Raw genomic sequence first — 23,865 nt, 5'->3', positions numbered from 1 at the left:
TATTTTATTTATATACCTTATACTATTTTAACATAATTCTATAAATATTGTTATAATGCTTTATCTTTCTTAAGAAAATATTTATCTAATTTATAGCTATAATCTGAGTATTCTAGTTCATCTATCATGCTTCCAATTTCAGAATAAATTATATCTCCATGAAGAGTTTTCTTTACTATAACTTCATTAAGCACAGATCCGTCACACTTAGAACATCTCCCTACTGATATGAATCTCCACCTATATGGCATATAATCAAATTCTAATTCTAATTTTCTATTACACCTTGGACATAATGAATTAACTTTAGATTTCTCTAAATTTATTTCACTTACTTCTTTTACAGTTATAGCCGGCATATCATAAATATTCTCTACTATATAATTCTTTACTATTTTGTGATTATACAGTTGCTTAAATACAAGAACTGTAAATTCAGCATCATTTAAAGCATCATGCAAAAGCCTATTATCTACTCTTATATTAAGCCTCTTTAACGCATTTTTTAGACTTAGAGATTTCTTAACACCCAAAATTTTACTTGTATATTCCTGAATGTCTAAATACCTGTCTATCCACTTTAAATCTCTAAAGCCATGGTGATGCGCATTTATTATAATTTGTGCAACATCATCCTTAGCCCAAGAACAAAATACATCTTCCCCTATAAACTCTTTAAGTTTCTTTACTCCAGTTTCAAAACTTATACCTTCTTTTAAATCATTCTCTGTTATATTTGTTATATCAGTTATCTCAGGATTTAAAACTGGTATTATGGATGGCTTAACATATTCTTTAAGTCTTCCCTGCACTTTCATATACTTATCAACTTTAATAGCACCAATTTCTATTATTTCATTTTGTATAGAAAGTGATTTTAAATCTGGATATTTATCATAAAATTCAGGATAATATTTTGTTATATTATTTAAATTATTAAATTCTAAGTCTATTATTACATACCCCATATTCAAAAGTCCCTCTCTCTTCTCTATCCCTCTTATTTAAATTCAATACCTGCAAGTTTCATAAGATGTATTGCATTTTGTGTCTCACTTTTCCCAACTCTTAACTTATAATCAAATTTTATTTTATTATCTTCATAATACTCTCTAAAATTATAATTCTCTATTCTATTATCAGATTCCTCTAAATTACAAAGGTCTAAATCATGAGTAGATACAAGCCCAATTGCTCCACCATTTATTAATTGCTTTATAAGCTCAGTAGCTCCGATATGTCTATCTAAAGAATTAGTTCCCTTAAATATCTCATCTAATAAGAAGAATACATCTTCTCCCTTTTTAGTTGCTTCTATTAGGATTTTAATCCTAAGTATTTCTGCATAGAATGATGATATATTTTCTTCTAAATTATCCTTAGTCCTCATACATGTATATATATTAAATATTCCACATGTAAAATTATCACTATAAACTGGAGCTCCAATATATGATAATAATAAATTTAAGCCAATTGTTCTTAAAAATGTACTTTTACCAGACATATTAGATCCTGTGATTAGAGTTACCCTTTTATTATTTGAAAGTGAATAGTCATTTCTCACAGCCTTTTCCCCTATAAGAGGATGACCAATAGCTTTTCCTTTCACTTCTTTCTTATCTGAAATTTTAGGGAAAGTAAACTTATCAAAATCAAAGTATATATTAGATATACTACTTAATGCATCAATCTCGCTTATAACATCTATCCATACTTCTAATTCCTTTGAATTTTGTGATCTCCAGTCCTCTAAATTCTCTACTATAAATATATCCGAGAATATAAATATATTTATTATTAAATAGTATGCATTGCCAGAACTATCTCCTATCCAATCTAAAAGATTAGATAATTTCTTCATTTCTTCTCCACATGAATTTGAAGTATCACTTTTAAGCTTATCTTTTATACCTTTTAAATACTCTGATTTAAATTCTTCTTTTTCTATAAGTTCTAATATCTCAGCATAAGATTTAATAGTATGCTTTATACTATTAAACATTTCCAAATCCTCTTTATAATCTTTTGTAATTAACTTAATAACTGCAAAGTTAATTAAAAGCACTAACAAAATATAACTTGGTGGTATTATCTTAATTATTGATAGAACTATACTTAAAAATGTGATAGCTATAAATACATACGCAACTAACTTCTTGCTTATACCTTTTTCTTTCTTTTCCTTGCTCCAAGTTAAAAATGCTTCTAATTCCTGTGTTTCTTTTTTCTTATTCTTTATTGTAGTTTTACCTTTTACTAAAAGTTCTTGTCTCCACTTTATCTTTTCGCCAAGCTCTTTAATAGCCTCTTGTTTCTTTTCTATAATTTCTTTTGTTGGTAATTTCTTTAAAGAAAGATTGCTTACTAGTTTTTCTCTTCCACCTTTAGTTAAGGTATCGTTTATTAACTGGAATAATGAGCTTTTACCAAATATATCTATATCTGAAGAGAATGGATGTGAATCGTTAATGTATTCTGAGCCATCATCCTCTATAGTTCTAAATTCTCCACTTATTCTTTTTACACCTTTTTCATTTATTTCTAGAAATCTCTCCACTTTAATTCTTTTATTTATTAATTTATTATGATAGATAACAGTACATACTAAAACAGCAAGTAATAGAACCTCCCCACCTATAAGGAATGGTATATTACCTTGATTATATAGTATATAACCTACGGCTATCATTAAAACTACTATTAACAATCTGCTCCAACCTATAGTAGCTATTTTCTTTTCCATTTGATCTATTTCACTTTTACTCTTTTTTATATTACTCTCATAATACTCTAAGGCCTTAATAAAAACCGCCTCCCCTTACTATTTTTTACATATATTATAGCATATTAATAGCATATTAATAGCAAAAAAAGGTTTGATTAACTACTATTTTAGTTAAATCAAACCTTTTTTATTACTTATTTTCTTCTACTAAACTATTATATATTACTTGTAAATCGTACTTCATACCTTCTAAATATGTTTTATCATCTTCGCTTGATTCTAAACTATATATTTTTTCAACTTTAGCTCCGGCTTCCCTTGCTAGAGTTTCTGAAGTTTTAGGCTCTGCCAAACTTTCAGAGAATATTGTTTTTATATTATTCTTTTTACAATAAGCAGCTAGTTCTTCTAGTTTCTTTGGAGTAGCTTCTCCTTCTGAATATAAATCACTAATTGATTTTTGAGTTAATCCAAAATCTCTGCAAAGATATCCAAAAGCAGCATGACCTGTAACGAAATCTTTATTCTTAAGCTTTTCGAATTTTGGCTTATATTCATTATATAATCCATCAAACTCTTCCTTTAGCTTATTATAATTTTTCTCGTAATATTCTTTATTACTAGGATCTTTTTCAATTAAAGCATTCTTTATATTATTAGCTTGAATTGTTGCATCTTTTAAACTAAGCCAAATATGTGGATCTACTTTATCCCCCACTTTAATTACATTAACATCTTTACTTGAATCAACCATTATAGTTTTACTATCTTTTAATTGCCCTTTTACTTCATCAAGCCAAGTTTCCATTCCAAGACCGTTATAAACAAATATATCACTATTTGTAAGTTCTTTGAAATCTGCAGGCTTTATTTCAAAATCATGTGGCTCTTGTCCTGGCCCAACTAAAGTTAGTATGTTTACTTTATCTCCACCAATCATTTTAGTGAATTGTTCTAATGGATAAATTGAAACTGCAACATTTAATTTATCTCCATCAGTTTTTTGCTCCGTCTTATCCTTAGCTCCTGAACATCCAATAAGACCAAAAGATATAAGTACTACGCTTAATATTCCTATTATTTTTTTCAAAAATTACACCTCATTTGCATATGATTTGCATTCGCATATATACAATTTTAATATCTCTTCCCATTATTGTCAATTCTAAATATAAATATAACTTGCTTTTATACTATTTTTTCTTAATAATTCTTCTTCAATTGATTGGCATGAGAATATTATAGTTTGAGCAAAATTTCTACTTTCTATAATTTTAAGACCCTTTTCTCTTCTAATATCATCATATTGTATAAATGAATCATCAAATATTATAGGTACTTCTCTTCCTTTAAATATAAGTTCTATAAAAGCTAATCTAAGAGCTAAATATATCTGATCATTTGCACCATTACTTAAATATTCCCCTGAGAACATACTTGAATTATCTCTAACTACCATATCATAATTTTCACCAAGTTTTACTTCTGAATATTTATCTCCAGTTAATTCTTTAAATATATTTAAAATATTATTATTTAATGCTGGTCCAAAACTCCCCCTTATATCTCTACCTGCTTTTTCTAAATTCTCTATAGCAATATTTAATGCAATCAGCCTTTTATCTAAAATATTTATACTCTCAACTAGATTCTCTAAATCTTCTTCAATTGCAGTTATAGTTCTCTTTCCTAAGAAGCTTGTTTTTATTACATTTTCTAGATCTTTTATCTTTTTCTCTAACTCTATTAATAAATTAGATTTTTTTCTAATCTCATTTTCAATTTCCTCTTCCGACTCATAACTATAATCCATATCTTGATTTATAATATCTTGTAATTCCTCTTTTATACTCTCTATATCTCTATCTTTAAGAAGAACCTTATATGTTTCTTCTACATTTTGAAGCGCCTTTTCTAAATCTTTCTTTTCTAATATTTTTTCTCTAAAACCTTTTAGATACATCTCTAAATCTATTAATTGAACATTTTCTAAATTCATAAGCTCTAATTTACTTTTTATATCTTTTTCTTTTTCTTCTAACTCAAAAGTAATTCTATTTAAGCTTTCTTTTTTTGAATTATACTCCAGCTCAAAAAGAGTTAAATTATTTTTAACCTTTTTGAATTCATCTAATTGAATATATATCTCATCTAATGTATCACATCCACAAAGCTTCATTATTGAAGATAATATTTTATTATTTTGATTATATCTTTCCTCATCATTATCAAAAGATATTCCTTCTAGTTGAAGACTTCTCTCCTCAATTCTTAACTTAACTCTTGCTTCTAATACATAAAAGTTCTCTAGAGTATTTACAGCTCTTAATAAATTCTCATAGTTATTACATTTTATTAAATGCATATATCTTGTAAGTTGTTCTTCAATATTTTTTATCTCTTTATTTAACCTATCAATATTTTCTTTATTACTAAATTTATTTTGAGTATCTTTTAATGCACCATTTAAAGATACTGCAAAAGCCACTCCACCTACTATCAAAATAGAGCCTATAGTATATAGCACTATGGAACTAACACTAGCTAAGTTTATACCAAGTATTAATCCACCTATTATAGCTGAAAATATAGAAATATTTCTTTTAAGCTCTAAACCTTTTCTTGAATCTCCAACATTATCATCATAATCATAAACTTCTATATTCTCTTTTAATTCACGAAGTTTATCCTCATAGTTTTTAAACAGTAATTTTATTTCTTCCTTATGTGAAGTTAACTTAAATACATCACCTAAAAACTTTCTCTTTTGTTCTAATTTTTTCTCTTCTTCTTCTATTGATAATTTAATTTTTTTATTTAATAGAACTCTTTCCCTTAGTCCCTCTTGTTCAGTATTTAATCTAATTAACTTCTCTTTTAAGTCATCTTCCATAGACATAAATACTTCATAGCTATCTAATTTTCCGTTTTCATAGACTATTCTTTTCTCAATTTCTTTTAAATCGTACTCATTTTCCTTTTTTATATCTAAAAGTGTTAGATATCTTTTATTTTCTTCACTTAAGTCATTTATATATTCCTCACTAATTATCCCATTCTCTCTCTTTAGCTCAGTATCTATTTCTTTCTCTTGTTTTTTTAATGACTCACTCTTCTTTAAATATGTTGTTATTTCTCCATATTCTTTTTGAAGTTTACTCTTCTTTAAATATTTTTTAAATAACTCTAATTTTGTTATTTCTTCTCTTATTTTATTTCTTTCTTCTTTTTTATTAATAAGCTCATTCTCATTAATTAAATTATCCTCAGCTACCTTATAAGCTTCATATCTTTCTTCTATAACTTTTGAATATCTACTTTTTAATATATCAAGTTCTCCATTTTTCCTTGATGTAGTAAGCTCTTTTCTACTATCTTTTAATTTATTAACAGCTTTATCAACTGATACTTCTCCTTCTCCACATCCAAATACGTCTATAATTCTTTGCATTATTTGTTCTTCTTTATCTTTAGAAACTAAAACTCCAAGCTGAGGTATAAATAAAGTTTTTATAAAAGTGTTTCCATTAACCCCTAAAAAGTATGTTCCTGGTTCATCTTTATTAATTTCTTTTATTTCATCACCAGTTAACCCATCATAAATATTTGAAGTATCATCCTTCTTTGTTGCACCAAAAGTTCTTTGAATTATATATTCTCTTTTATTGTATTCTAATACAAGTTCACCTTGCATTTTCTCTCCGGAAAATGGCAGATATCTTTTTCTTAAATTATTCTTAGCACCTCTTGAATTACCAAATCCATAAAGCCAGGCTCTTATAAAGTTCTGTATTGTACTTTTTCCCTTTTCATTTTCTCCATATACTAAATTAAATCCTCTCTCAAAACTAAATTCTTTATCCTTAATACCACCGAATGATTTAATTCTAACCTTTTTAATAATCATCTAAGTTCACCTCCTCTTCACTTAAACTTTGAAGACCAAGCTTTAATGCAAGCTCTAAAATTTCCTTTTCTTCTTCCGATGAATTATCTATAGATTCTTTTAAATTTCTTATAAATAATCCCTTTATTGAATGTTCATTTTCTATATTATCTATATCTACAGCTATATCAGTCTTATCTCTTACCTTTACAAAATAAAATTTATCTGAAAGTTTCTCTGATAAAATATTTTCGTCTATTTTAAAATTAGCATCTACTTCACCTATTAAATTCAATTTGAATATATCAGTTTTTAAGTTAAACTCTTTAAGCTCACTTAAAATTTTCTTTTTTACTTCTCTATATCCAAATAATCCATCTATGCTTATATCTTTTTCTATATACTGTCTTTTACATGTTTTTTTAAATGCTAAGTTTACATAACCTTTACTAATTTCACCAATCAGCACACCCTTTTCTCCAATTTCATCGAATCCTCTTCCTTGAGGACATCCACTATAAGCATAACTAGTTAATCCAGCTTTTTCTACTCCATTAAATTTATGTCTATGTCCTAAAGCTACATAGTCAACTCTACTGTCTTCAATATCCTTAACTGTTATTGGATTATATTCATTTATAGATCCATTTGAAAGTTCTCCATGAATTACAACTAAATTTATTAAGTTATTATCCACATCAATACCTTTTAGCATTGATTTATTAACATAATTATCATTAAAAGCTGCACCATATACGCATGTTCCAAGCTCTGGTATTAAAACCTTTTCTAAATCACCTTTAAAAACATGTACATTTTTAGGCCAATCTACTAATTTATAAAATGATTTAAAGTTATATGGATCATGATTTCCTGGACTTATAAAGACTCTAGTTTTATCTAATCTATCTAAGGATTCTCTTATAAAGACTAATGTATTTCTGCTCAATGTATAATTATCAAAAATATCTCCTGCTAAAAGCATTATTTCTACTTTTTCATCGTTACATATATCTATTATTTTATTAAAAACTTCTTTTAGTTCTTCTTTACTCTTATTAGCTAATGTATTTTTAAACTCTTTAAAGGGAGTATCAAAATGTATATCTGCACAATGTAATATTTTTATTTTTCTCATACAACAACCTTTCTTTTAAACGAACTTTTGTTCTCATTTTATCACATATTTTACGCAAAAAGAAAGAGGATGATTTATAAAAATCATCCTCTCGGTACAAGAATACACCTTTTGTTTGTTGGTGTAACTTCCGAAGATCTAGTAGATCCCTTTAGTAGGTGCTTACTTTAAAGTACTTTCGTATTCTTCTACCATTCTTTTAACCATTTCGCCACCTACAGATCCACATTGTCTTGAGCTTAAGTTTCCATTGTAATCAGTAAATGGAACTCCTAACTCTTTTGCTACTTCATTTTTGAAGTTGCTTAGACCTTGCTTTGCTTCTGGAACTATTACTCTATTTGACATAATCAATCCCTCCTAAGGCTTACGGTATATTTGTAAGATTAAATCTTTTTGATTTATCTTACACTCATAGTTTATCCTCAGAGTGAATTTTAATTCAATGTAATTATAGGTTTCACAGGAATTATATTCTATATGAAAGCCTTAAATCTGTATCCATTTTCTTTTAATTTATCTATTCCATTTGTAATATTAGAGTTTATTTCTTTTATATCTTTAACATTATCATTTAATTCAATATAAAATACAGTATCTTGTTTATTATCTATATGTTCTTTATTATATATCTCTTGTTTATTCTCTACTACTTTAATATTATTGCTATTAAAAATTTGTTTTAAATCTAAATGTTTAGGTAGGATTGTATGTCCACTTTCTTCAATTTTCTCATAGTAGGGATTGTCCTTATTTGAAATTTCATTATTTTCTATAAATGTAAGTTTAACCTTATTCTTTTCAGCTAAATTTAATAAATTATCAATATTACTCTTTATATAACCATCTTCTGCATCTATTATAATGTAACCATGTGAATCATCATTTTTTTCTAATGATGTAATTGACTGATAATTAACATCTATTATAGTATTTACTACATCACTAACTCCACTTTGGTTACTTTTCATCCTCATTTGTGAATCTATCACTTTTCTTTTTTCTTTTGAATTTAAAGTTATTGCAAATGCAATTGAACTAATACCTATAAGAATCGAAATAAAAATTATAATGACTTTACTTTTTTTCTTCATTTTATCCTCCTATCGAATCCCTTTTGTTAAATTATATCATATTTTTGAAATAAATATTAACAAATTTATGTTTTTATTAAAATTTTTATTTTTTTCTTTGTTTTTAAGGGATTATTATCAATTTTTTGTATTATATTGTCTTTATTTCTAAAAATTCTTCATTTTATTTTGTCTTTTTAAATAAATTCTATATGTTTATTTATTAAAATATAGTTTTATACAAAAAATTTCTATAGAAATTATTAGATAAAATGTATAATTTTATATATTATTTTCTTCTATTTTCATAATTGTATATATTTTATTAATTAATATGATACATAAAGGAAGATTCTCCTAGTCAGATAATAAAATTTTACTAGACATATTTTTTATATTTAAAATAAAAAAAAACACTCAGCTATAATAACTGAGTGTTTCTGGCAGGGGCACTAGGACTTGAACCCAGAACCAATGGTTTTGGAGACCACTACTCTACCAATTGAGCCATACCCCTAAGACGTATATCATTTTATCATAATATATAATATTATGTCAACTATATTTTTTTATCATATATATATTGTTAATTAATAACTTTTAGATTATAATAGACTAAAATATATTTTGATTATCAAAATATTTAAAAATCAAATTAAATGAGGTGTATTGAATGGATATAAAACCTTTAAGAATAGGAAACTTAGTTTCAAGATTACCTATAATTCAAGGAGGAATGGGCGTTGGTGTATCCCTTTCAAATCTTGCTTCAGCTGTTACAAATGCTGGGGGCATAGGTATAATTTCTAGTGCTCAAGTTGGATTTAAAGAAGATGACTTTGAAACTAATTCATTAGAAGCAAATCTTAGAGCTCTAAAAAAACATATAAAAATCGCAAAAGAAAAATGTAATAATGGCATAATTGGAGTTAATGTAATGGTAGCTACAAATGGATATGCTGAATATATAAAAACTGCTATAGAATCAGGTATTGATCTTATAATTTCTGGTGCTGGTATGCCTACTATGCTTCCAAAAATAGCTAAGGGATATGATGTAAAATTAGCTCCTATAGTATCATCTTTAAAAGCTGCTAAGGTTATACTTAAATTATGGGATAAACATGATAATATAGCCCCTGATATGATAGTAGTTGAAGGACCTAAAGCTGGAGGCCATCTTGGATTTAAAAAAGATGCAATTGAGGAAGCTAATGAAAGTTTTGATGATACTGTTAAAGATATCGTAGATCACGTAAAAGAATATGAAGAAAAATATAGTAAGCAAATCCCAATTATCGCAGCTGGTGGTGTATTTACAGGTGAGAATATAGCTAAATATTTAAAACTTGGTGCATCAGGAGTACAAATGGCAACAAGATTTGTTGCTACAGAGGAATGTGATGCTTCACAGGCTTTTAAAGAAGCTTATGTTAAAGCTACTCCTAATACCGTAGGAATAGTAAAAAGTCCTGTTGGCATGCCTGGAAGAGCAATTCTTAACCCTTTCGTAGAAAAGACATTAGAAGGTAATGTTAAGGTTGAGAAATGTTATAATTGTTTAATTCCTTGCAATCCGGCTAATACTCCATATTGTATTACTCAAGCCCTTATTAATTCTGTAAAAGGTGATTTAGATAATGGACTTATATTCTGTGGCGAAAATGTAAGTAGAATTAAAGAAATAACTACAGTTAAAGATTTAATGAATAAACTTCAATCTGAAATAGAAGCAAATTAAAATGAGGGAGACATACGTCTCCCTCATTTTATTTATTGTAGAGTTAATTTATAATTTGCTATCTAAATCTCTAGAAGCTCTATCTTCCATAGTATATTCTAACACCTTTAACGCGCTTTCAAAGTCAAACCCTTCAAGCTCATCAACCTTACTTAAATCTTTAGATTCTAAAACTTTAAGCTCAAGCTTTAATAAATCTTTACTTTCTTTTGCATTTCCACTAGATATATATCTATGAATATTATTATCATATGTTGCTTCTAAATTTGGAATGTTGTAATTTTCACTATATTTATAATGAATAAGCGCACCCACTATTATCATTATTGGTAATATTATTGATACTACTATTTTTTTATAGTTAGTCATTACATCACCTCGTATAATATTTGTAATTTATTCTTTGTCTATATTTTAAACTCCTAATAAAAATATTCAAGTTAAAATTTTGTAATAATTAAATAAATTTAGCTTTATTTTCTACTTTGTTAAATATAAACATAATAATTTTATTGTATTTTCTAAGGCATTATAGTGAGTTCTTTCCATCCCGTGAGATGCATGAACTCCAGGTCCTATAAGTGCCCCCCTTATGTTATTCCCGCCCTTCAAAGCAGCTCCAACATCTGAACCGTATCTTGGATATATATCTATTGCATAGCTTATGTTATTATCTTCTGAAAGGTTAACTAAATCTGTTACCATATTGTAATCATATGGTCCACCTGAATCCTTAGCACATATTGAAACATCATATTCAGTACACTCTAAATCTAATCCTATGCACCCCATATCTACCGCTATCATTTCTGTTATATCAGAAGGTATATAAGATGAACCATGTCCTACTTCCTCATAAGTTGATATAAAGATCTTTGTCTTATAACTTGGCACTATACTTTCTCTTTTAAATAATTCTAAAAGAGATAAAAGACATGCTACACTTCCTTTATCATCAATAAATCTTGATTTAACAAATCCGCTTTCAGTTATAGTAGTTTTAGGATCTATAAATATAAAGTCTCCTACTGAAATTCCAAGATTCTTCACATCATCCTTGTTCTTTACAACTTCGTCTATTCTAATCTCCATATTTTCGGGATCTCTTTTTTTAGAAGTTGCATCTTCATATACATGCACTGCTGCACTTTCACTTAAGAATGTTCCAGTATATTCTCTTCCCTCTCTAGTTCTTATTGTGCAATATTCACTATCAAGAGTTGGTACTATAGGTCCTCCGATTAATGTAAACTTAAGGGTACCTTTGCTTGTTATTGATCTAACCATAGCCCCTAATGTATCTACATGAGCTGATAAACCTATAACTTTTTCATCACTTCTACCATCGATTGTAATTACTCCACAACCTTTATTAGTTTTCTCAAACTTATACCCAATATTTTTAACTTTATCCTCAATCATATCCATGATTTCAAAACAAAATCCACTTGGACTATTAAATTCTAATAATTCTTTTGCAGTGTTTAATACATATTCTTTATTTATAGAAAATTCCATAACCTCATCTCTCCTTCTCTTTTAATTTATTATATATTATAAACCTAAATTTATATTAATACTTGAAATTGAAACTCTTCCTTTGGCATTGTATATAAAATAACATTTAAGCATATTCCCTTTGTAATTATATTATTTTCCGTTATATATTCCCTTAACCTTTTTATTGCTTCCTCTCTTCTGCCTTCTTTATAAGATAAGCAGATATATGTGCCTTTAGGAATTATAAGATTACTCTTTTCTTTGCAATTTTTAGTTATAATAAAAATATTTGTACTTTTACTATATAAATTTTTGTAATCCTCAATATATATTCCTTTTTCTATTACTCTTTTATTTATTAATGATGGTTCCTCACTTCTAAATATTCCAAATATATCTTCCCTATGTTCTAATATAGACTCAGTATCTTTATTTATATTTCTAGAAACTGCATATCTCTCTTCTATATCTTTAATATATATGTGCTCTACATTACTACGCTTCATACTATATTCCATATTTGATTTTAATTCACTTATATCTTCTTTTATTAGATTTAAGTTTTCTATTTCATTTTCTATTTCATGTATCTTTTCATGAAGAAATAATATAAATTTTTCAGAGCTCGTTTCTTTATTTAATATCATTTTTATATCAGCTAAAGGAACATTTATTTTTCTTAGATATTTTATAAATCGTAATTGCCTAAATTGCTCACCAATGTAATATCTATATCCTGTTTTAGAATCAACATATTTGGGCTTCAATAAATCTATTTTATCATAGTTTCTTAACCGATCTATTGATACATCTGTTATTTTTGATACTTCTCCAATTGAATAATATTTTTTCAAATTAAACCACCTAACTTTAAAATATCTATTTACTCTAGTATTATACTATAGTTTATAATTTATTTTCAAAGCTTGAAAGTTAGAATAACTATAATAGGAGGAAAATATATGACTACTAACCAATTGAAAACAAGTGCATTTAAAGCTATTTTTACAGTTATAATATTAATTGCCTATAAAACTCTCTTCGGAAATTACAATGCTTCTATTGGACTTATGATAGCTCTAAGCTGTATATCATTTTTAAAATTTGATTTTACTTTATATCCATTATATAAAGTTATAGAGCTTACAGGATTAAGTTCCTTCTTATTGGTAATGTCTTTTTTATCCGGTTTTAATCCACTAGTAGGATTAATTATAAATATGTTTACAATCTTCATAGTGTCATATATATATACAAATACTTCTAAAAACATGGTCTCTTATCTGTTTGTATTTATATATATTTATATGATAGGTATTCCTGTACCTTTAAATCTTTTACCTGAAAGATTTTTATCACTTTTATTTGGAATTTTTATAATAATAATTAGTCAATTTTTATTTAATAAAAACAAATTTAAGAATTCTTGTACAACTATGATATTAGATGCCTTACATTGTATGAATGAAGAAATTAAAAATATTTTAGAGAATAACTATGATAAAAAGGACAATTTATTAATTCATAATAGCTTAAGAAATCTACTGCTTCTTATAAATGATAAAAACTTAAATGGTATATTCTCTAATGCATTGAATAAGCCATACTTTAATATTGCAATAATCTTAGAGAGGTTAAATACTCTTATTAATAAGATTAATATGTTAGAAGATGTATCATTTAGAAAAGAGTACTTAAAATATTTAAATTATATAATTTGTAATATTATAGGATCTATAGAGAATAAAAACTTTAATTATAAATATGTTGATTTTTCATATAAGTGTAGTGATTCACATAAAGAATCTAAAGTTATTGAAGAGTGTACTAATTTAATTGAACTGCTTTGTTTAAATGTAAATACATTAAATCATCCTATCAATACAATTAAATTAGATTTAAAAGAATTATTTTGTAATAATCATCATATTCATATTAACTCTTTAAAATTTAATTTTTCTTTTAAAATTTCAGTAGCTATTTCATTATCTATGTTTTTTATAGATAAGTTTAATTTAATTAACGGTAAATGGATGTTAATTACTATATATGTTTTAATGCAACCTTTCATTTCAGAAACAATAGTTAAAACTAAGAAAAGAATTAAAGGAACAATCATTGGAATATGTTTATTTGTTTTAATTTTTGGAGTTTTACATACTAACATACCAAGTTCCTTGTTTTTATTTTTTATATTTTTTGTTTATTTTTATGCAACAGACTATTATGTAAAAGTAATATTTACTTGTATGCTCGCTTTAAGTATGAACTTAACTGGTGATAGCTTAGAAACCCTTTCTACTTTAAGGTTTTCTTTTATAATTTTAGGATCATTAATATCACTCTTATTTAGTAAATACTTTTTGCCATTTACACATTCAATTCATGTTAATCATTTAAAAGATAAATATTTAGAACTTTCATCAAATATGTTATCAGAGTTTTGTGATTTATTAGATGGAAAAGGCAATGAAGAAAATTTAATAAAACTTGCTTTAGATTGTAATACAATAGAATCTAGCCTCTTATCTATTTCTAAAACTTTAAATGATCCTTCAATAGAAGAATTTATAAATAACGAATATATAGTAATAAGTCATATACGCTTATCTACTTTAAATTTTTATCATAATAAATTTAAAAGGAGTTTAATCTAAATATTTAGATTAAACTCCTTTTATAAAATGTAGTCTTATAACAGACATATACTATTTAAAATCCGCTGGATATTCTAAGCCTATTTGGTTTCTTATTTTATCCATTAGTTCAATTGCCATTAATGAATTTTTATAAGAATTCTTCATAGATTCTCTTTCATTACTATTTATTACATTTATGAATTCATCAAGTTCATAATACATATCATTATCTCTTTGCGTTATAGAAATAACTTCTTCTCTTCCATCTCTATAAACAATCTTTACACTATTAAATAGTATATTATCAATAATAATAGTTCCTTCTTCACCTTGTATCTCTAGTGGTAGTTTTGAATCACTTATTTTAGAATACATTATCATTCCACTTGCGCCTTCATAACTAAACATTGCAGAACCCTGCCCATCTACACCACTTTCTAAAAATACAGCCTGACTTACAACTCCATTTGGTTTTCCAAATAATGATATCATAGGATGAATACAATATACTCCTATATCCATAAGAGCTCCATTTGATAATTCTCTTTTAAATGCATTAAGAACGATTCCTTCTTTGTACTTATCATATCTTGATGAGTATTGACAATATGATGCAAAGTATCTTCTTACCTTACCTATTTTATGTAAATTTTCCTTTACCTTTAAGAAATTAGGTAATACAGTTATTCTCATAGCTTCCATTAAGAGAACTCCATTATCCTGTGCCTTTTCTATCATTTGTTTAGCTTCTATTTTATTTGAAGCCATTGGTTTTTCGCACAATACATGTTTCTTATTCTCTAAGCATAGAATTGCTTGGGATGCATGAAAAGAATTAGGAGATGCTATATATACTGCATCAATATCTTCACATCTTGCAAATACATCTAAATTATCAAAAAATTTTGTTGCACCATACTTACTTCCAAACTCTTCTGCCTTTTTAATATCTCTTGAGTAAACTGCTACAAGTTCAAATTTATCATGAGTAAGAGCTGCCTCTAAGAAATTATCAACTATCTTTCCTGTTCCTATAATCCCAAATTTTATTTTATTCATTCTATAATACCACCTTTTAAGATTTACTGTTAGTATAACTCAGGAATTATTATCATTATACATTTTGCTCTCTTAACTACATGTGCAGTTACTGAGCCAACTAATGTTGTAAATTTTTTCTTAGTGTTCTTTGCCATAAGAATAATATCTATATCATTTTCTTCTGCATATCTTAATATTTCATCTCCAGCATAACCAAATGAGAATTCTCTCTTGCAATCAAATTCTTCTATTTCTTCACTAGCTTCTCTTAATATTCTCTTTCCTATAACTTCTGCATCTTTTACTTCTTCTGTAACAGCCATTCCATTAATAAAAACTATCTCTCTTACATTCATAAGTGTTACTTCAACATCTTCAGACTTAAAGTTATTTTTTAAATAATTTAGAGATATTAAACTTCTATCGCTTCCATCAATTGGTATTAGTATCTTCTTCTTTGTCATTTAAAACACCCTCTCTTCTCACTGTATAATATTATTTTCTATATTATACATCTTATATCCTTCTTTGATTTGAATTTATATGTTTATTTAATATAATGTTAAAAACTTCAAAATAAATATAATATATAGATATAATATTTTGTATAAATCTACTCCCTAATTTAATTGCTAAAACAAAAAAGCTAGAAACAATAATGTTTCTAGCTTTTAATATATTTGGCAGGGGCACTAGGACTTGAACCCAGAACCAATGGTTTTGGAGACCACTACTCTACCAATTGAGCCATACCCCTTTAGGACACTATCAATTATAATATATATACTGTAAAAAATCAATAATTTTATTTATTTTTTATCAATTAATCCTTCTAATTGTTTTATGTTATACTCTATAATTTCTTGAAAGTCCTTATTATCATTATAAGTATCTAATTTAATCACTTTAATATCTTTAACATCTTCTTTTGATTCAGTATCTTGCACAAATACTATATCTTTAAGATTTAAGTTATTCTTCTTAGCATACTCTTCTATATTTTCTTTTTCAGGTAAAACTTTAAAGTCAATTCCAAGTCCTTTAAAGAAATACGCTAGCTTATCATCTTGTAATATAAACATATTTTTCTTTAACTCCTTGGTTTCTTTATCAAATGTGCTTTTTAAATCATCTATACTCTTAACTAATTTATTATAATTTGCTTCATAGTATTCTCTATTTGCAGGATCTTTCTCTTGAAGAGCTGACTTTGTATTATAAAGCATTATTTTATATTCAGGTATTCCTAAATAATAATAAGGATTTTGCATATCTTTTCCATCAACCTTATACCTTAATTCCCTTATACCTCTTGATAAGTTTACTACACCTAAACTACTCTTATCCAACTCACTTATCATATTATTAAGTGATGTACTTTCATTTCCTGCTCCTGAATAAAAGAATAAATCCATATTTGATATATTATTTAAAGTATTCTCATCATATTTATAATTTTTCATATCATTAAAATTATTAAACATATATTCTACATTGTGTTTATCTCCAGCTAACTTCTTAACTGTTTCATATTGTGGTTTATTTACTGTCATTATATTTAAATAAACATCTCTATTGTCCTTATCACTCTCTGATGTATCCGCCATAAGCGTCTTTGAAACTCCTCCAAGCCCTAAAAAAAACGCTGCTGTTATAATTAGCATTGCAGCTGTTAATTTCTTCATGGTTTCACCTCTTTATATACCTTCTCTTTTTAATATATATCTGATATTTAACTTATATTCTGTAAATATTTGTGTTATTCCATTTTACACTTTTTATTTTTATATTGCAATTACTTTTATATTACAATTACTTTACTTTTACTTTTCTTTTTTTTAATTTTTGGATAGAATATATAGATAAGCTAGATATAGCGAAAGGAGGAATTAATATAATGGAATTTGAAGTTAATAGTATTGAAGAAACTACAAACCTTGGAGTAGCCTTAGGCAAGCTTTTAAATTCTGGTGATATTATTTGTTTAACTGGTGATTTAGGTACTGGAAAAACTCATATCACAAAAGGTATATCAAGAGGTCTTGGTATAACTGACAATATTACAAGTCCAACATTTACCATTGTTAATGAATATGATTCAGGAAGACTTAAATTATATCATTTTGATGTTTATAGAGTTAGTGACCCTGATGAAATTTATGCAATAGGTTTTGATGATTATATATTTGGAGATGGCGTTTCAATAATTGAATGGGCAAATTATATAGAAGAAATTCTACCTAGTGATTATCTACATATATACATACAAAAAGATTTAACTAAAGGAGAAAACTATAGAAAGATAATAGTAACTCCTTATGGTGAAAAATATAGTTATGTAAAGGAGCTGACTTTATGCTAATTTTAAGTGTTGATTCATCTTCAAAATGTGCTACAGCTGCACTTCTTCAAGATGATTTACTTTTAGCAGAATATACATTAAATAATAAAAGAGAACACTCTGTTCTTCTTATGGGAATCATAGAAAAATTATTAGATGATTCAGGAATCTCAATAGATGACGTGGACGGTTTTGTTGTTTCAAAGGGACCTGGATCATTCACTGGTCTTCGTATTGGAATGGCTACTATAAAAGGATTAAGTTTTGGTAGTGGCAAGCCATATGTTAGTGTATCTACACTAGAAGGACTAGCTGCTTCTATATCATCCTTTGATGGAATTATATGTCCTATAATGGATGCACTTAGAGAAAATGTTTATACAGCAATTTATAAGAGCAATAATGGAAAACTTGAGACAATAGTTGATTGTACTTCAATGGATCTTTCCGAGCTTAAAGAAAAACTTAATGAACTTGGTGAAAAAGTTATGTTTACTGGTGATGGTGTATCTAAACATAAGAATTACTTAGTAGAAAACATTAATAATTCATATTTTGCTCCAATTCATCTTAATACAGTTAGAGCTTCACAAATTGGAGAAATAGGATTGAATCTTCTAAAAAAGGGAATAAAAGATGATGATAACTCCTCTCCTTTATATCTAAAGCAGCCTCAAGCAGTTAGAGAATTAGAGAAAAGATTACAAATGAATAATGGCGAATCTAATTCTTAAAAATTTAGACTCAGAAGACTTAAATGGCGTTTATGAAGTAAGTTCTTTAAGTCTTAAAGAAAGCTGGAGCTTAGATTCCATAACAAAAGAAATCTCTAATAAATTTGCAAGATATATTGTATGCAAAGAGGAAAATAAGGTTGTTGGATTTGCAGGGGCATGGCTTATAGCTTCTGAAGGACAAATTACAAACGTGGCTGTTCATCCTGAATATAGAGGAAAAGGGATTGGCAAAAAACTAATGAAATCATTAATTTCTTCTTTAAAACAAGAAGATTGTAATTCAATAACATTAGAAGTTAGAGAGTCTAATACCGTTGCTAAAAATCTTTATAAAAGTTTTGGCTTTATAAGTGAAGGTATACGAAAGAATTTTTATGAAGACAATAAAGAAGATGCAAATATAATGTGGCTACGTAATATTTAGATATAAAAAATTAGAGGTATAGTTTAAAACTATACCTCTAATTTTTTTATATTAACTATTTTTAATAACTAAATTATTCTTTATTATGCTATTTTACCTTTACTATTACTTCCGATACTATTACTTCCGAAATTTGGCTCAACTTTAAATATACTAACTGAAACCTTTTTGTATATAGCATATGTTAACACAGATATTACAATCCCCTTTATTCCATTAAAAGGTAATAATCCTACTGTTACATATTGCATAAGTTCTGCTGGAGCCATATTCATACCATATACTGGTAATAAGAAGTATACATTTGCTATAATCGCTACAACTTCCATTATTATTATCCCAAATATCATTCCTAATAAAGCACTTTTCTTTGATTTATTTTTCCAATAGATAAATGCTGCTGGCGCTACGAATGATGCTCCAATTATAAAGTTTGCAACCTCTCCAACTCCACCTGTTGAACTACCACTTAATAAGAAATTCATAGTAACCTTTAAGAATTCTATTAAAACTCCTGCAAGTGGTCCAAATGCAAATGCACCCATAAGTGCTGGTACATCACTTATATCCATTTTAAGCCATGGAAATATTGGTATTATAGGAAACTCGATAAACATAAGTATGAATGCAATACCCGTTAATAATGAAATTTTAACCATTTTGTTTAAATTTGATGTCATTTTATAATTCCTCCCCCAAATTATCTCCTTTTGGTGGGTAAGTATTAGTAATTATAATTTAGAAATAAAAAATCCCCAATATACTATAAGTATATCAGGGCGTATAACTTCTACAATTAAAATACTAATATTTTACCTTCTTTCATCCAGACTATACTGTCGGCTTCGGAATCTAACCGAATCATGCTAAAATTTAGCTCGCGGGCTTTACCGCCGGTGGGGAATCTCGCCCCGCCCTGAAGATATATTAATTTATAAGTAAATAATATCACTGTAGTTATAAAATTGTCAATAAAATTTATACTATAATTTTACTTTTCATCTTGATATTATATTCTTTAAGTAGTAAAATTTAATTAAGTAATTACTTAACTAAAAATATAGAGGTACCTATGAATAATATAGTTAAACTTTTTAAAGCGCTAGGAGATGAAACTAGATTAAAAATTTTATTTTTACTAGCTAGAAAAAATGTATGTGCTAAAGGTATATCTAGGCATCTTGGTATATCAGAAGCCGCTGTTTCTCAACATATTAAAGTTTTAAAGGATTCTGGTATCATATTAGGTCATAAAAAAGGTTATTTTATTCACTACTCAGTTAATAGTGATATCTTAGATGATTTAATTCATTTTACAGATAGCCTTAAAAATCCTGAGGTTGTTATATTAAATAATCTTAATTTTTTAGACTTTAAATGTGAAAGAAAAGAAAATTGCCATAAAAGATGCAATAAATCAAACTGTGAAAGGGGAAATTAAAATGAAAATTTGTATTCCTGTAAAAGAAAATAATGGCTTAGAAAGTGTTCCTTATAACCACTTTGGATCTGCTCCATTTTTCTTAGTAGTAGATACTAAAACAAATGATGTTACTGCCATAAATAACGGAGATTTAAACCATGAGCATGGTAAATGTCAACCAATAAAAGCTATAGGTGGCGCTGATATAGATGTAGTGCTTGTACTTGGTATTGGTGCTGGTGCTATTAACAAATTAAATTCTATGGGGGTTAAGGTATTTAAAGCAAATCCTACTTCATTAAAAGAAAATGTAAGTCTTTTTAATGATAATAAGTTACTTGAATTTAGCCCTTCAAACTCATGTACTGGCCATAACTGCGGTCATCATTAATTAAAAATAAAAGAACGAAAATGAATCCTTTTAGTTTCATTTCCGTTCTTTTATTTATACTATGATTTATTTTGTAGCGAATATATAGTCATCTATATATTCACCTATTCTATCTTTTAATAATTCCTTAGCTGAAAGCTCTAAAACTCCATCTCTTACCTTTTTGTATTGAGTATGCATAAATTGGCTTACTAACGTTATTGGAATATCTACTTTACTTAAATTATCAAGCATTTTGTCTAATGCAAAATTAACATCTTCTCTTGGCATATAGTATCTACATCTATCTGATAAACTATATCTCCTATCAAACTTAATCTTCTCACTACTTCCTGAATAGTGCTTTTCCCAATCCTTTGGATCCTTTATCATATTAAAGTCTAATACATCCATAAATCTTGATAATTCTAGGTCTGAATTATACTTTAACAGTTCATTTTCCATAGCATTTAATGCAAATGCTCCCTCTCTAAATCCAAAAGTTAAAGCTGGTCCTACTTTTAAAATTATATATCCATCTTCCACCATTTCCTTTAAAGCCTTTGGAGTTTGATAATCAGTAGAATGAGCTTCAAATGCTAAATTTTCATAATCATTTAAAGCCTCTGTAAGCTCTTTTGCATTATCCCTATTATAACCCCATACATGATCGCTACTAAATTCAACGCCAGGTTGTACAACAACTCCAACTACATAATTCCACGCTTCCTCTAGACCTTCATTCTTGAATGATTCTTTAAAAGTTTCTACTGTAGTCTTAAAGTTTGAAACCTTAGTTACTGCTATTCCCTCTTCTTCCTCTTCCTCAGCTTGTGCCCCTCCTGGTATTGGAACTTCACTTCCAATTACATACACGGGGTGTATAGCATCTTTATTTATTTCAAGTAATTCTTTATAAGCATCTTCACAAACTTTACAAAGTATTGCAGCCCTTTTTGATATTATCTCATCTCCAAAGTTTCCAGATTCTAAGTCACCCTTTATAGGCATACTTGTATCTAAATGAATCTTAGTAAACCCTGCAAGTACATACTCTCTAACTAATTTCTTTGAATTTTCCATAGCTTCTTTAGGATCTAAATTAGTCCACGTAAGGGGTCCTAAATGATCTCCCCCTAAAATAATTCTATCTTTTGGAAAATTATTAACTTCTGCCAGCTTATAAATATAATCAACATAATCTTTAGGCTTCATACCAGTATATCCACCAAACTGGTCTACTTGATTTGCAGTTGATTCAATTAAAAGATGCATATTAGTATCCTTTAATCTACTCATTGCTGCTTCAATAACGTACTGATTTGAGCAACATACTGAAAATATTCCCACCTTTTCTCCACTTTTATATCTTTTTACTATTTCATAAATAGGATGTCCCATTCTTTCACCTCTTTTAATTAATCTGTATTATTACTTTGACATATTCATCTAGTGCTTTAGTCCTTGATTAATTTAATAATCTAATTAAGCTCTATTATTACTTCCACATACCATTATTTTGTGTGCAACTATAGCTTTCATAGCCTCTTTACCAGGTGTCATATATTTTCTTGGGTCATTAGCTTCTGGATTATCTATAAAGTATTTCTTTACAGCATTTGAGAAAGGTATCTTTAAGTCAGTTGCTACATTAACCTTGCATATACCAAGTGATATAGCTTTCTTTACTAATTCATCTGGAACATCTGATGCACCGTGTAGGACTAAAGGTACATCTACCTTTTCTCTGATTTCCTTTAATCTATCGAAATCAAGCTTAGCTGTACCTTTGTATAATCCATGAGCTGTTCCAATAGCAACTGCTAATGAATCTATACCTGTTTTCTCTACAAAATCCTTTGCTTGATCTGGATTTGTATACATAGCATCCTTTTCATCTACAACAAGATCATCTTCTTGTCCACCTAATCTACCAAGCTCTGCTTCAACTGTAGCATCAAACTTATGTGCATAATCCACTACTTCTTTTACTATCTTTATATTATCTTCATATGTCTCATGAGATGCATCAATCATTGTTGAATTAAATCCAATATCAACATAATGTTTTATTGCATCCACATCTTCAAAATGATCTAAATGTATAGCAATTGGTATATCATATTTCTTTGCAGCAACTTCAGCCATGCTTACAATATATTCTCCACCAGCATATGAAATAGTTGATGGTGTACCAGCTAATATAACTGGTGATCTAAGTTCTACTGCTGTTTCAATAACAACTTGTAGCGTTTCTAAATTATGAATATTAAATGCAGGTACTGCATATCCTTCTCTTTGTGCTTTCTTTAACATCTCTCTAGTTGATAAAATCTTTCCCATTTTAGTTACCCTCTTCCTGTATTTTTTAAATTCCATCTAATTCTTCTACATCTTCGTCTTCTTCTATAGCCTTAAGCTCAAAAGCTTTTATTGAACTTATGCCTGAGTTTATTGCAAAATCTAATAAATCATCTACGCCAATTCCATCTCTACAAAGGGACGTTTCAAGTGTCATCCCTAAATTAGTTCCTGAAATAACTCTTATATTCTTATTAAATAACTTTTGACTAAGCATAACTGATACTTTAAACGGTGACCCTCCAGCTAAATCTGAAAGTACAAGAACTTCATCACACTCAAGACCTTGTATAGCTTCTTGAAGCTTAATCTCTAAACTTTCAGTACTATCATCAGCTGTAAAGTCTACCCCTACTAATTTTTCTTGTTCTCCTGCTATAAGCTTAAGTGAACTTAATATTCCTGATGCGAAATTGCCATGTCCTGTTACTATTATTCCAACCATAAGCAGTCTCCTCTCATA

At 27.5% G+C, this 23,865-nt stretch carries 24 protein-coding genes, 2 tRNA genes and 1 riboswitch; of the genes, 7 read left to right on the top strand and 19 right to left on the bottom strand.

The genetic code is table 11. The features are described 5' to 3' along the window. Nucleotides 1-50 precede the first annotated feature (50 nt). The 8 genes from JOC62_RS14105 to JOC62_RS14070 form a co-directional block, all read right to left on the bottom strand. Nucleotides 51-968, bottom strand: a complete 918-nt coding sequence (locus JOC62_RS14105; protein WP_204595925.1) for a 3'-5' exonuclease — start codon at nucleotides 966-968, stop codon at nucleotides 51-53. Between the two features lie 32 nt (nucleotides 969-1,000). After that, nucleotides 1,001-2,746, bottom strand: coding sequence for a MutS family DNA mismatch repair protein (locus tag JOC62_RS14100; RefSeq protein ID WP_204595924.1), 1,746 nt, complete (start codon nucleotides 2,744-2,746; stop codon nucleotides 1,001-1,003). Nucleotides 2,747-2,918: 172 nt separating this feature from the next. Beyond that, a complete protein-coding gene (locus JOC62_RS14095; protein WP_204595923.1) occupies nucleotides 2,919-3,818 on the bottom strand; it encodes a metal ABC transporter solute-binding protein, Zn/Mn family in 900 nt (299 codons plus the stop codon). Nucleotides 3,819-3,893: 75 nt separating this feature from the next. Next, nucleotides 3,894-6,635, bottom strand: coding sequence for an ATP-binding protein (locus JOC62_RS14090; protein WP_204595922.1), 2,742 nt, complete (start codon nucleotides 6,633-6,635; stop codon nucleotides 3,894-3,896). Beyond that, on the bottom strand, nucleotides 6,625-7,752 hold the full coding sequence (locus JOC62_RS14085; RefSeq protein WP_204595921.1) for a metallophosphoesterase family protein: 1,128 nt from the start codon (nucleotides 7,750-7,752) through the stop codon (nucleotides 6,625-6,627). Before JOC62_RS14085 ends, JOC62_RS14090 begins: the two co-directional genes overlap by 11 nt. A gap of 162 nt (nucleotides 7,753-7,914) precedes the next feature. Continuing rightward, nucleotides 7,915-8,100 carry an alpha/beta-type small acid-soluble spore protein gene (locus JOC62_RS14080; RefSeq protein WP_204595920.1) on the bottom strand — a complete coding sequence of 62 codons (186 nt, stop codon included), beginning with the start codon at nucleotides 8,098-8,100 and terminating at the stop codon, nucleotides 7,915-7,917. A 128-nt stretch (nucleotides 8,101-8,228) separates the two neighbouring features. Further along, the gene (locus JOC62_RS14075; RefSeq protein WP_204595919.1) at nucleotides 8,229-8,846 is read right to left on the bottom strand and encodes a hypothetical protein; all 618 of its coding nucleotides are present in this window, start codon (nucleotides 8,844-8,846) and stop codon (nucleotides 8,229-8,231) included. 420 nt (nucleotides 8,847-9,266) lie between these two features. Further along, nucleotides 9,267-9,342 (bottom strand) — tRNA-Trp (locus JOC62_RS14070). A gap of 156 nt (nucleotides 9,343-9,498) precedes the next feature. Here JOC62_RS14070 and JOC62_RS14065 point away from each other — a divergent pair. Next, nucleotides 9,499-10,566, top strand: coding sequence for an NAD(P)H-dependent flavin oxidoreductase (locus JOC62_RS14065; RefSeq protein WP_204595918.1), 1,068 nt, complete (start codon nucleotides 9,499-9,501; stop codon nucleotides 10,564-10,566). A 48-nt stretch (nucleotides 10,567-10,614) separates the two neighbouring features. Here the strand turns inward: JOC62_RS14065 and JOC62_RS14060 are convergent, their stop codons facing one another. From JOC62_RS14060 to JOC62_RS14050, 3 genes are all read right to left on the bottom strand, one after another. Continuing rightward, nucleotides 10,615-10,935, bottom strand: a complete 321-nt coding sequence (locus tag JOC62_RS14060) for a hypothetical protein (RefSeq protein WP_204595917.1) — start codon at nucleotides 10,933-10,935, stop codon at nucleotides 10,615-10,617. A gap of 111 nt (nucleotides 10,936-11,046) precedes the next feature. Then, nucleotides 11,047-12,084 carry a M42 family metallopeptidase gene (locus JOC62_RS14055; protein ID WP_204595916.1) on the bottom strand — a complete coding sequence of 346 codons (1,038 nt, stop codon included), beginning with the start codon at nucleotides 12,082-12,084 and terminating at the stop codon, nucleotides 11,047-11,049. Nucleotides 12,085-12,134: 50 nt separating this feature from the next. Next, complete coding sequence (locus JOC62_RS14050) at nucleotides 12,135-12,920, bottom strand: MerR family transcriptional regulator (RefSeq protein ID WP_204595915.1); 786 nt, start codon at nucleotides 12,918-12,920, stop codon at nucleotides 12,135-12,137. Between the two features lie 108 nt (nucleotides 12,921-13,028). Here JOC62_RS14050 and JOC62_RS14045 point away from each other — a divergent pair, with 108 nt between their 5' ends. Further along, nucleotides 13,029-14,723 (top strand): FUSC family protein, encoded by a 1,695-nt coding sequence (locus JOC62_RS14045; RefSeq protein WP_204595914.1) that lies wholly within the window; start codon nucleotides 13,029-13,031, stop codon nucleotides 14,721-14,723. A gap of 51 nt (nucleotides 14,724-14,774) precedes the next feature. Here JOC62_RS14045 and JOC62_RS14040 read toward each other — a convergent pair whose 3' ends face one another. The 4 genes from JOC62_RS14040 to JOC62_RS14025 all read right to left on the bottom strand — a co-directional run bounded on the left by JOC62_RS14040 (nucleotide 14,775) and on the right by JOC62_RS14025 (nucleotide 17,431). Then, nucleotides 14,775-15,764 (bottom strand): Gfo/Idh/MocA family protein, encoded by a 990-nt coding sequence (locus tag JOC62_RS14040; protein ID WP_204595913.1) that lies wholly within the window; start codon nucleotides 15,762-15,764, stop codon nucleotides 14,775-14,777. Nucleotides 15,765-15,793: 29 nt separating this feature from the next. Further along, nucleotides 15,794-16,210, bottom strand: a complete 417-nt coding sequence (locus JOC62_RS14035; RefSeq protein ID WP_204595912.1) for a universal stress protein — start codon at nucleotides 16,208-16,210, stop codon at nucleotides 15,794-15,796. 217 nt (nucleotides 16,211-16,427) lie between these two features. Next, nucleotides 16,428-16,503: transfer RNA gene (locus JOC62_RS14030), tRNA-Trp, on the bottom strand. 52 nt (nucleotides 16,504-16,555) lie between these two features. Continuing rightward, entirely contained in the window at nucleotides 16,556-17,431 is an 876-nt protein-coding gene (locus tag JOC62_RS14025) for a metal ABC transporter substrate-binding protein (protein WP_204595911.1), read from the bottom strand. A 212-nt stretch (nucleotides 17,432-17,643) separates the two neighbouring features. Between JOC62_RS14025 and tsaE the strand changes: the two genes are divergently transcribed. Genes tsaE through rimI form a run of 3 tightly spaced genes read left to right on the top strand, consistent with a single transcriptional unit; the run spans nucleotide 17,644 to nucleotide 19,248 of the window. Next, nucleotides 17,644-18,108, top strand: a complete 465-nt coding sequence (gene tsaE / locus JOC62_RS14020; protein ID WP_204595910.1) for a tRNA (adenosine(37)-N6)-threonylcarbamoyltransferase complex ATPase subunit type 1 TsaE — start codon at nucleotides 17,644-17,646, stop codon at nucleotides 18,106-18,108. Beyond that, nucleotides 18,102-18,821 carry a tRNA (adenosine(37)-N6)-threonylcarbamoyltransferase complex dimerization subunit type 1 TsaB gene (gene tsaB / locus JOC62_RS14015; protein WP_204595909.1) on the top strand — a complete coding sequence of 240 codons (720 nt, stop codon included), beginning with the start codon at nucleotides 18,102-18,104 and terminating at the stop codon, nucleotides 18,819-18,821. Before tsaE ends, tsaB begins: the two co-directional genes overlap by 7 nt. Beyond that, nucleotides 18,802-19,248, top strand: coding sequence for a ribosomal protein S18-alanine N-acetyltransferase (rimI, locus tag JOC62_RS14010; protein WP_204595908.1), 447 nt, complete (start codon nucleotides 18,802-18,804; stop codon nucleotides 19,246-19,248). The genes tsaB and rimI overlap by 20 nt, the downstream gene beginning before the upstream one ends. Before the next feature lie 83 nt (nucleotides 19,249-19,331). Here the strand turns inward: rimI and JOC62_RS14005 are convergent, their stop codons facing one another. Further along, nucleotides 19,332-19,928 carry an ECF transporter S component gene (locus tag JOC62_RS14005; RefSeq protein WP_204595907.1) on the bottom strand — a complete coding sequence of 199 codons (597 nt, stop codon included), beginning with the start codon at nucleotides 19,926-19,928 and terminating at the stop codon, nucleotides 19,332-19,334. 130 nt (nucleotides 19,929-20,058) lie between these two features. Further along, nucleotides 20,059-20,176: riboswitch (FMN riboswitch) on the bottom strand. A gap of 144 nt (nucleotides 20,177-20,320) precedes the next feature. Here JOC62_RS14005 and JOC62_RS14000 point away from each other — a divergent pair. Next, entirely contained in the window at nucleotides 20,321-20,689 is a 369-nt protein-coding gene (locus JOC62_RS14000; protein WP_204595906.1) for an ArsR/SmtB family transcription factor, read from the top strand. A 1-nt stretch (nucleotide 20,690) separates the two neighbouring features. Continuing rightward, a complete protein-coding gene (locus tag JOC62_RS13995) occupies nucleotides 20,691-21,062 on the top strand; it encodes a NifB/NifX family molybdenum-iron cluster-binding protein (protein WP_204595905.1) in 372 nt (123 codons plus the stop codon). A 66-nt stretch (nucleotides 21,063-21,128) separates the two neighbouring features. Here the strand turns inward: JOC62_RS13995 and JOC62_RS13990 are convergent, their stop codons facing one another. From JOC62_RS13990 to agaF, 3 genes are all read right to left on the bottom strand, one after another. Then, nucleotides 21,129-22,442 carry a class II D-tagatose-bisphosphate aldolase, non-catalytic subunit gene (locus JOC62_RS13990; RefSeq protein WP_204595904.1) on the bottom strand — a complete coding sequence of 438 codons (1,314 nt, stop codon included), beginning with the start codon at nucleotides 22,440-22,442 and terminating at the stop codon, nucleotides 21,129-21,131. Between the two features lie 84 nt (nucleotides 22,443-22,526). Beyond that, a complete protein-coding gene (locus JOC62_RS13985) occupies nucleotides 22,527-23,384 on the bottom strand; it encodes a tagatose bisphosphate family class II aldolase (protein WP_204595903.1) in 858 nt (285 codons plus the stop codon). Nucleotides 23,385-23,409: 25 nt separating this feature from the next. Next, the gene (gene agaF, locus JOC62_RS13980; RefSeq protein WP_204595902.1) at nucleotides 23,410-23,847 is read right to left on the bottom strand and encodes a PTS galactosamine/N-acetylgalactosamine transporter subunit IIA; all 438 of its coding nucleotides are present in this window, start codon (nucleotides 23,845-23,847) and stop codon (nucleotides 23,410-23,412) included. Between the last annotated feature and the right edge of the window lie 18 nt (nucleotides 23,848-23,865).

Source organism: Clostridium sardiniense, assembly GCF_016907995.1.
Lineage (GTDB): Bacteria > Bacillota > Clostridia > Clostridiales > Clostridiaceae > Clostridium > Clostridium sardiniense.
The sequence above is the reverse complement of the archived record's forward strand: the minus strand, read 5'-3'. Positions and strand labels throughout refer to the sequence as shown.

Coding starts and splice junctions, on each gene's coding strand:
- JOC62_RS14105 (WP_204595925.1), bottom strand. CDS start 968: ATGGGGTATGTAATAATAGACTTAGAATTTAATAATTTAAATAATATA.
- JOC62_RS14100 (WP_204595924.1), bottom strand. CDS start 2,746: ATGGAAAAGAAAATAGCTACTATAGGTTGGAGCAGATTGTTAATAGTA.
- JOC62_RS14090 (WP_204595922.1), bottom strand. CDS start 6,635: ATGATTATTAAAAAGGTTAGAATTAAATCATTCGGTGGTATTAAGGAT.
- JOC62_RS14085 (WP_204595921.1), bottom strand. CDS start 7,752: ATGAGAAAAATAAAAATATTACATTGTGCAGATATACATTTTGATACT.
- JOC62_RS14080 (WP_204595920.1), bottom strand. CDS start 8,100: ATGTCAAATAGAGTAATAGTTCCAGAAGCAAAGCAAGGTCTAAGCAAC.
- JOC62_RS14075 (WP_204595919.1), bottom strand. CDS start 8,846: ATGAAGAAAAAAAGTAAAGTCATTATAATTTTTATTTCGATTCTTATA.
- JOC62_RS14065 (WP_204595918.1), top strand. CDS start 9,499: ATGGATATAAAACCTTTAAGAATAGGAAACTTAGTTTCAAGATTACCT.
- JOC62_RS14060 (WP_204595917.1), bottom strand. CDS start 10,935: ATGACTAACTATAAAAAAATAGTAGTATCAATAATATTACCAATAATG.
- JOC62_RS14055 (WP_204595916.1), bottom strand. CDS start 12,084: ATGGAATTTTCTATAAATAAAGAATATGTATTAAACACTGCAAAAGAA.
- JOC62_RS14045 (WP_204595914.1), top strand. CDS start 13,029: ATGACTACTAACCAATTGAAAACAAGTGCATTTAAAGCTATTTTTACA.
- JOC62_RS14040 (WP_204595913.1), bottom strand. CDS start 15,764: ATGAATAAAATAAAATTTGGGATTATAGGAACAGGAAAGATAGTTGAT.
- JOC62_RS14035 (WP_204595912.1), bottom strand. CDS start 16,210: ATGACAAAGAAGAAGATACTAATACCAATTGATGGAAGCGATAGAAGT.
- JOC62_RS14025 (WP_204595911.1), bottom strand. CDS start 17,431: ATGAAGAAATTAACAGCTGCAATGCTAATTATAACAGCAGCGTTTTTT.
- tsaE (WP_204595910.1), top strand. CDS start 17,644: ATGGAATTTGAAGTTAATAGTATTGAAGAAACTACAAACCTTGGAGTA.
- tsaB (WP_204595909.1), top strand. CDS start 18,102: ATGCTAATTTTAAGTGTTGATTCATCTTCAAAATGTGCTACAGCTGCA.
- rimI (WP_204595908.1), top strand. CDS start 18,802: ATGGCGAATCTAATTCTTAAAAATTTAGACTCAGAAGACTTAAATGGC.
- JOC62_RS14005 (WP_204595907.1), bottom strand. CDS start 19,928: ATGACATCAAATTTAAACAAAATGGTTAAAATTTCATTATTAACGGGT.
- JOC62_RS14000 (WP_204595906.1), top strand. CDS start 20,321: ATGAATAATATAGTTAAACTTTTTAAAGCGCTAGGAGATGAAACTAGA.
- JOC62_RS13995 (WP_204595905.1), top strand. CDS start 20,691: ATGAAAATTTGTATTCCTGTAAAAGAAAATAATGGCTTAGAAAGTGTT.
- JOC62_RS13990 (WP_204595904.1), bottom strand. CDS start 22,442: ATGGGACATCCTATTTATGAAATAGTAAAAAGATATAAAAGTGGAGAA.
- JOC62_RS13985 (WP_204595903.1), bottom strand. CDS start 23,384: ATGGGAAAGATTTTATCAACTAGAGAGATGTTAAAGAAAGCACAAAGA.
- agaF (WP_204595902.1), bottom strand. CDS start 23,847: ATGGTTGGAATAATAGTAACAGGACATGGCAATTTCGCATCAGGAATA.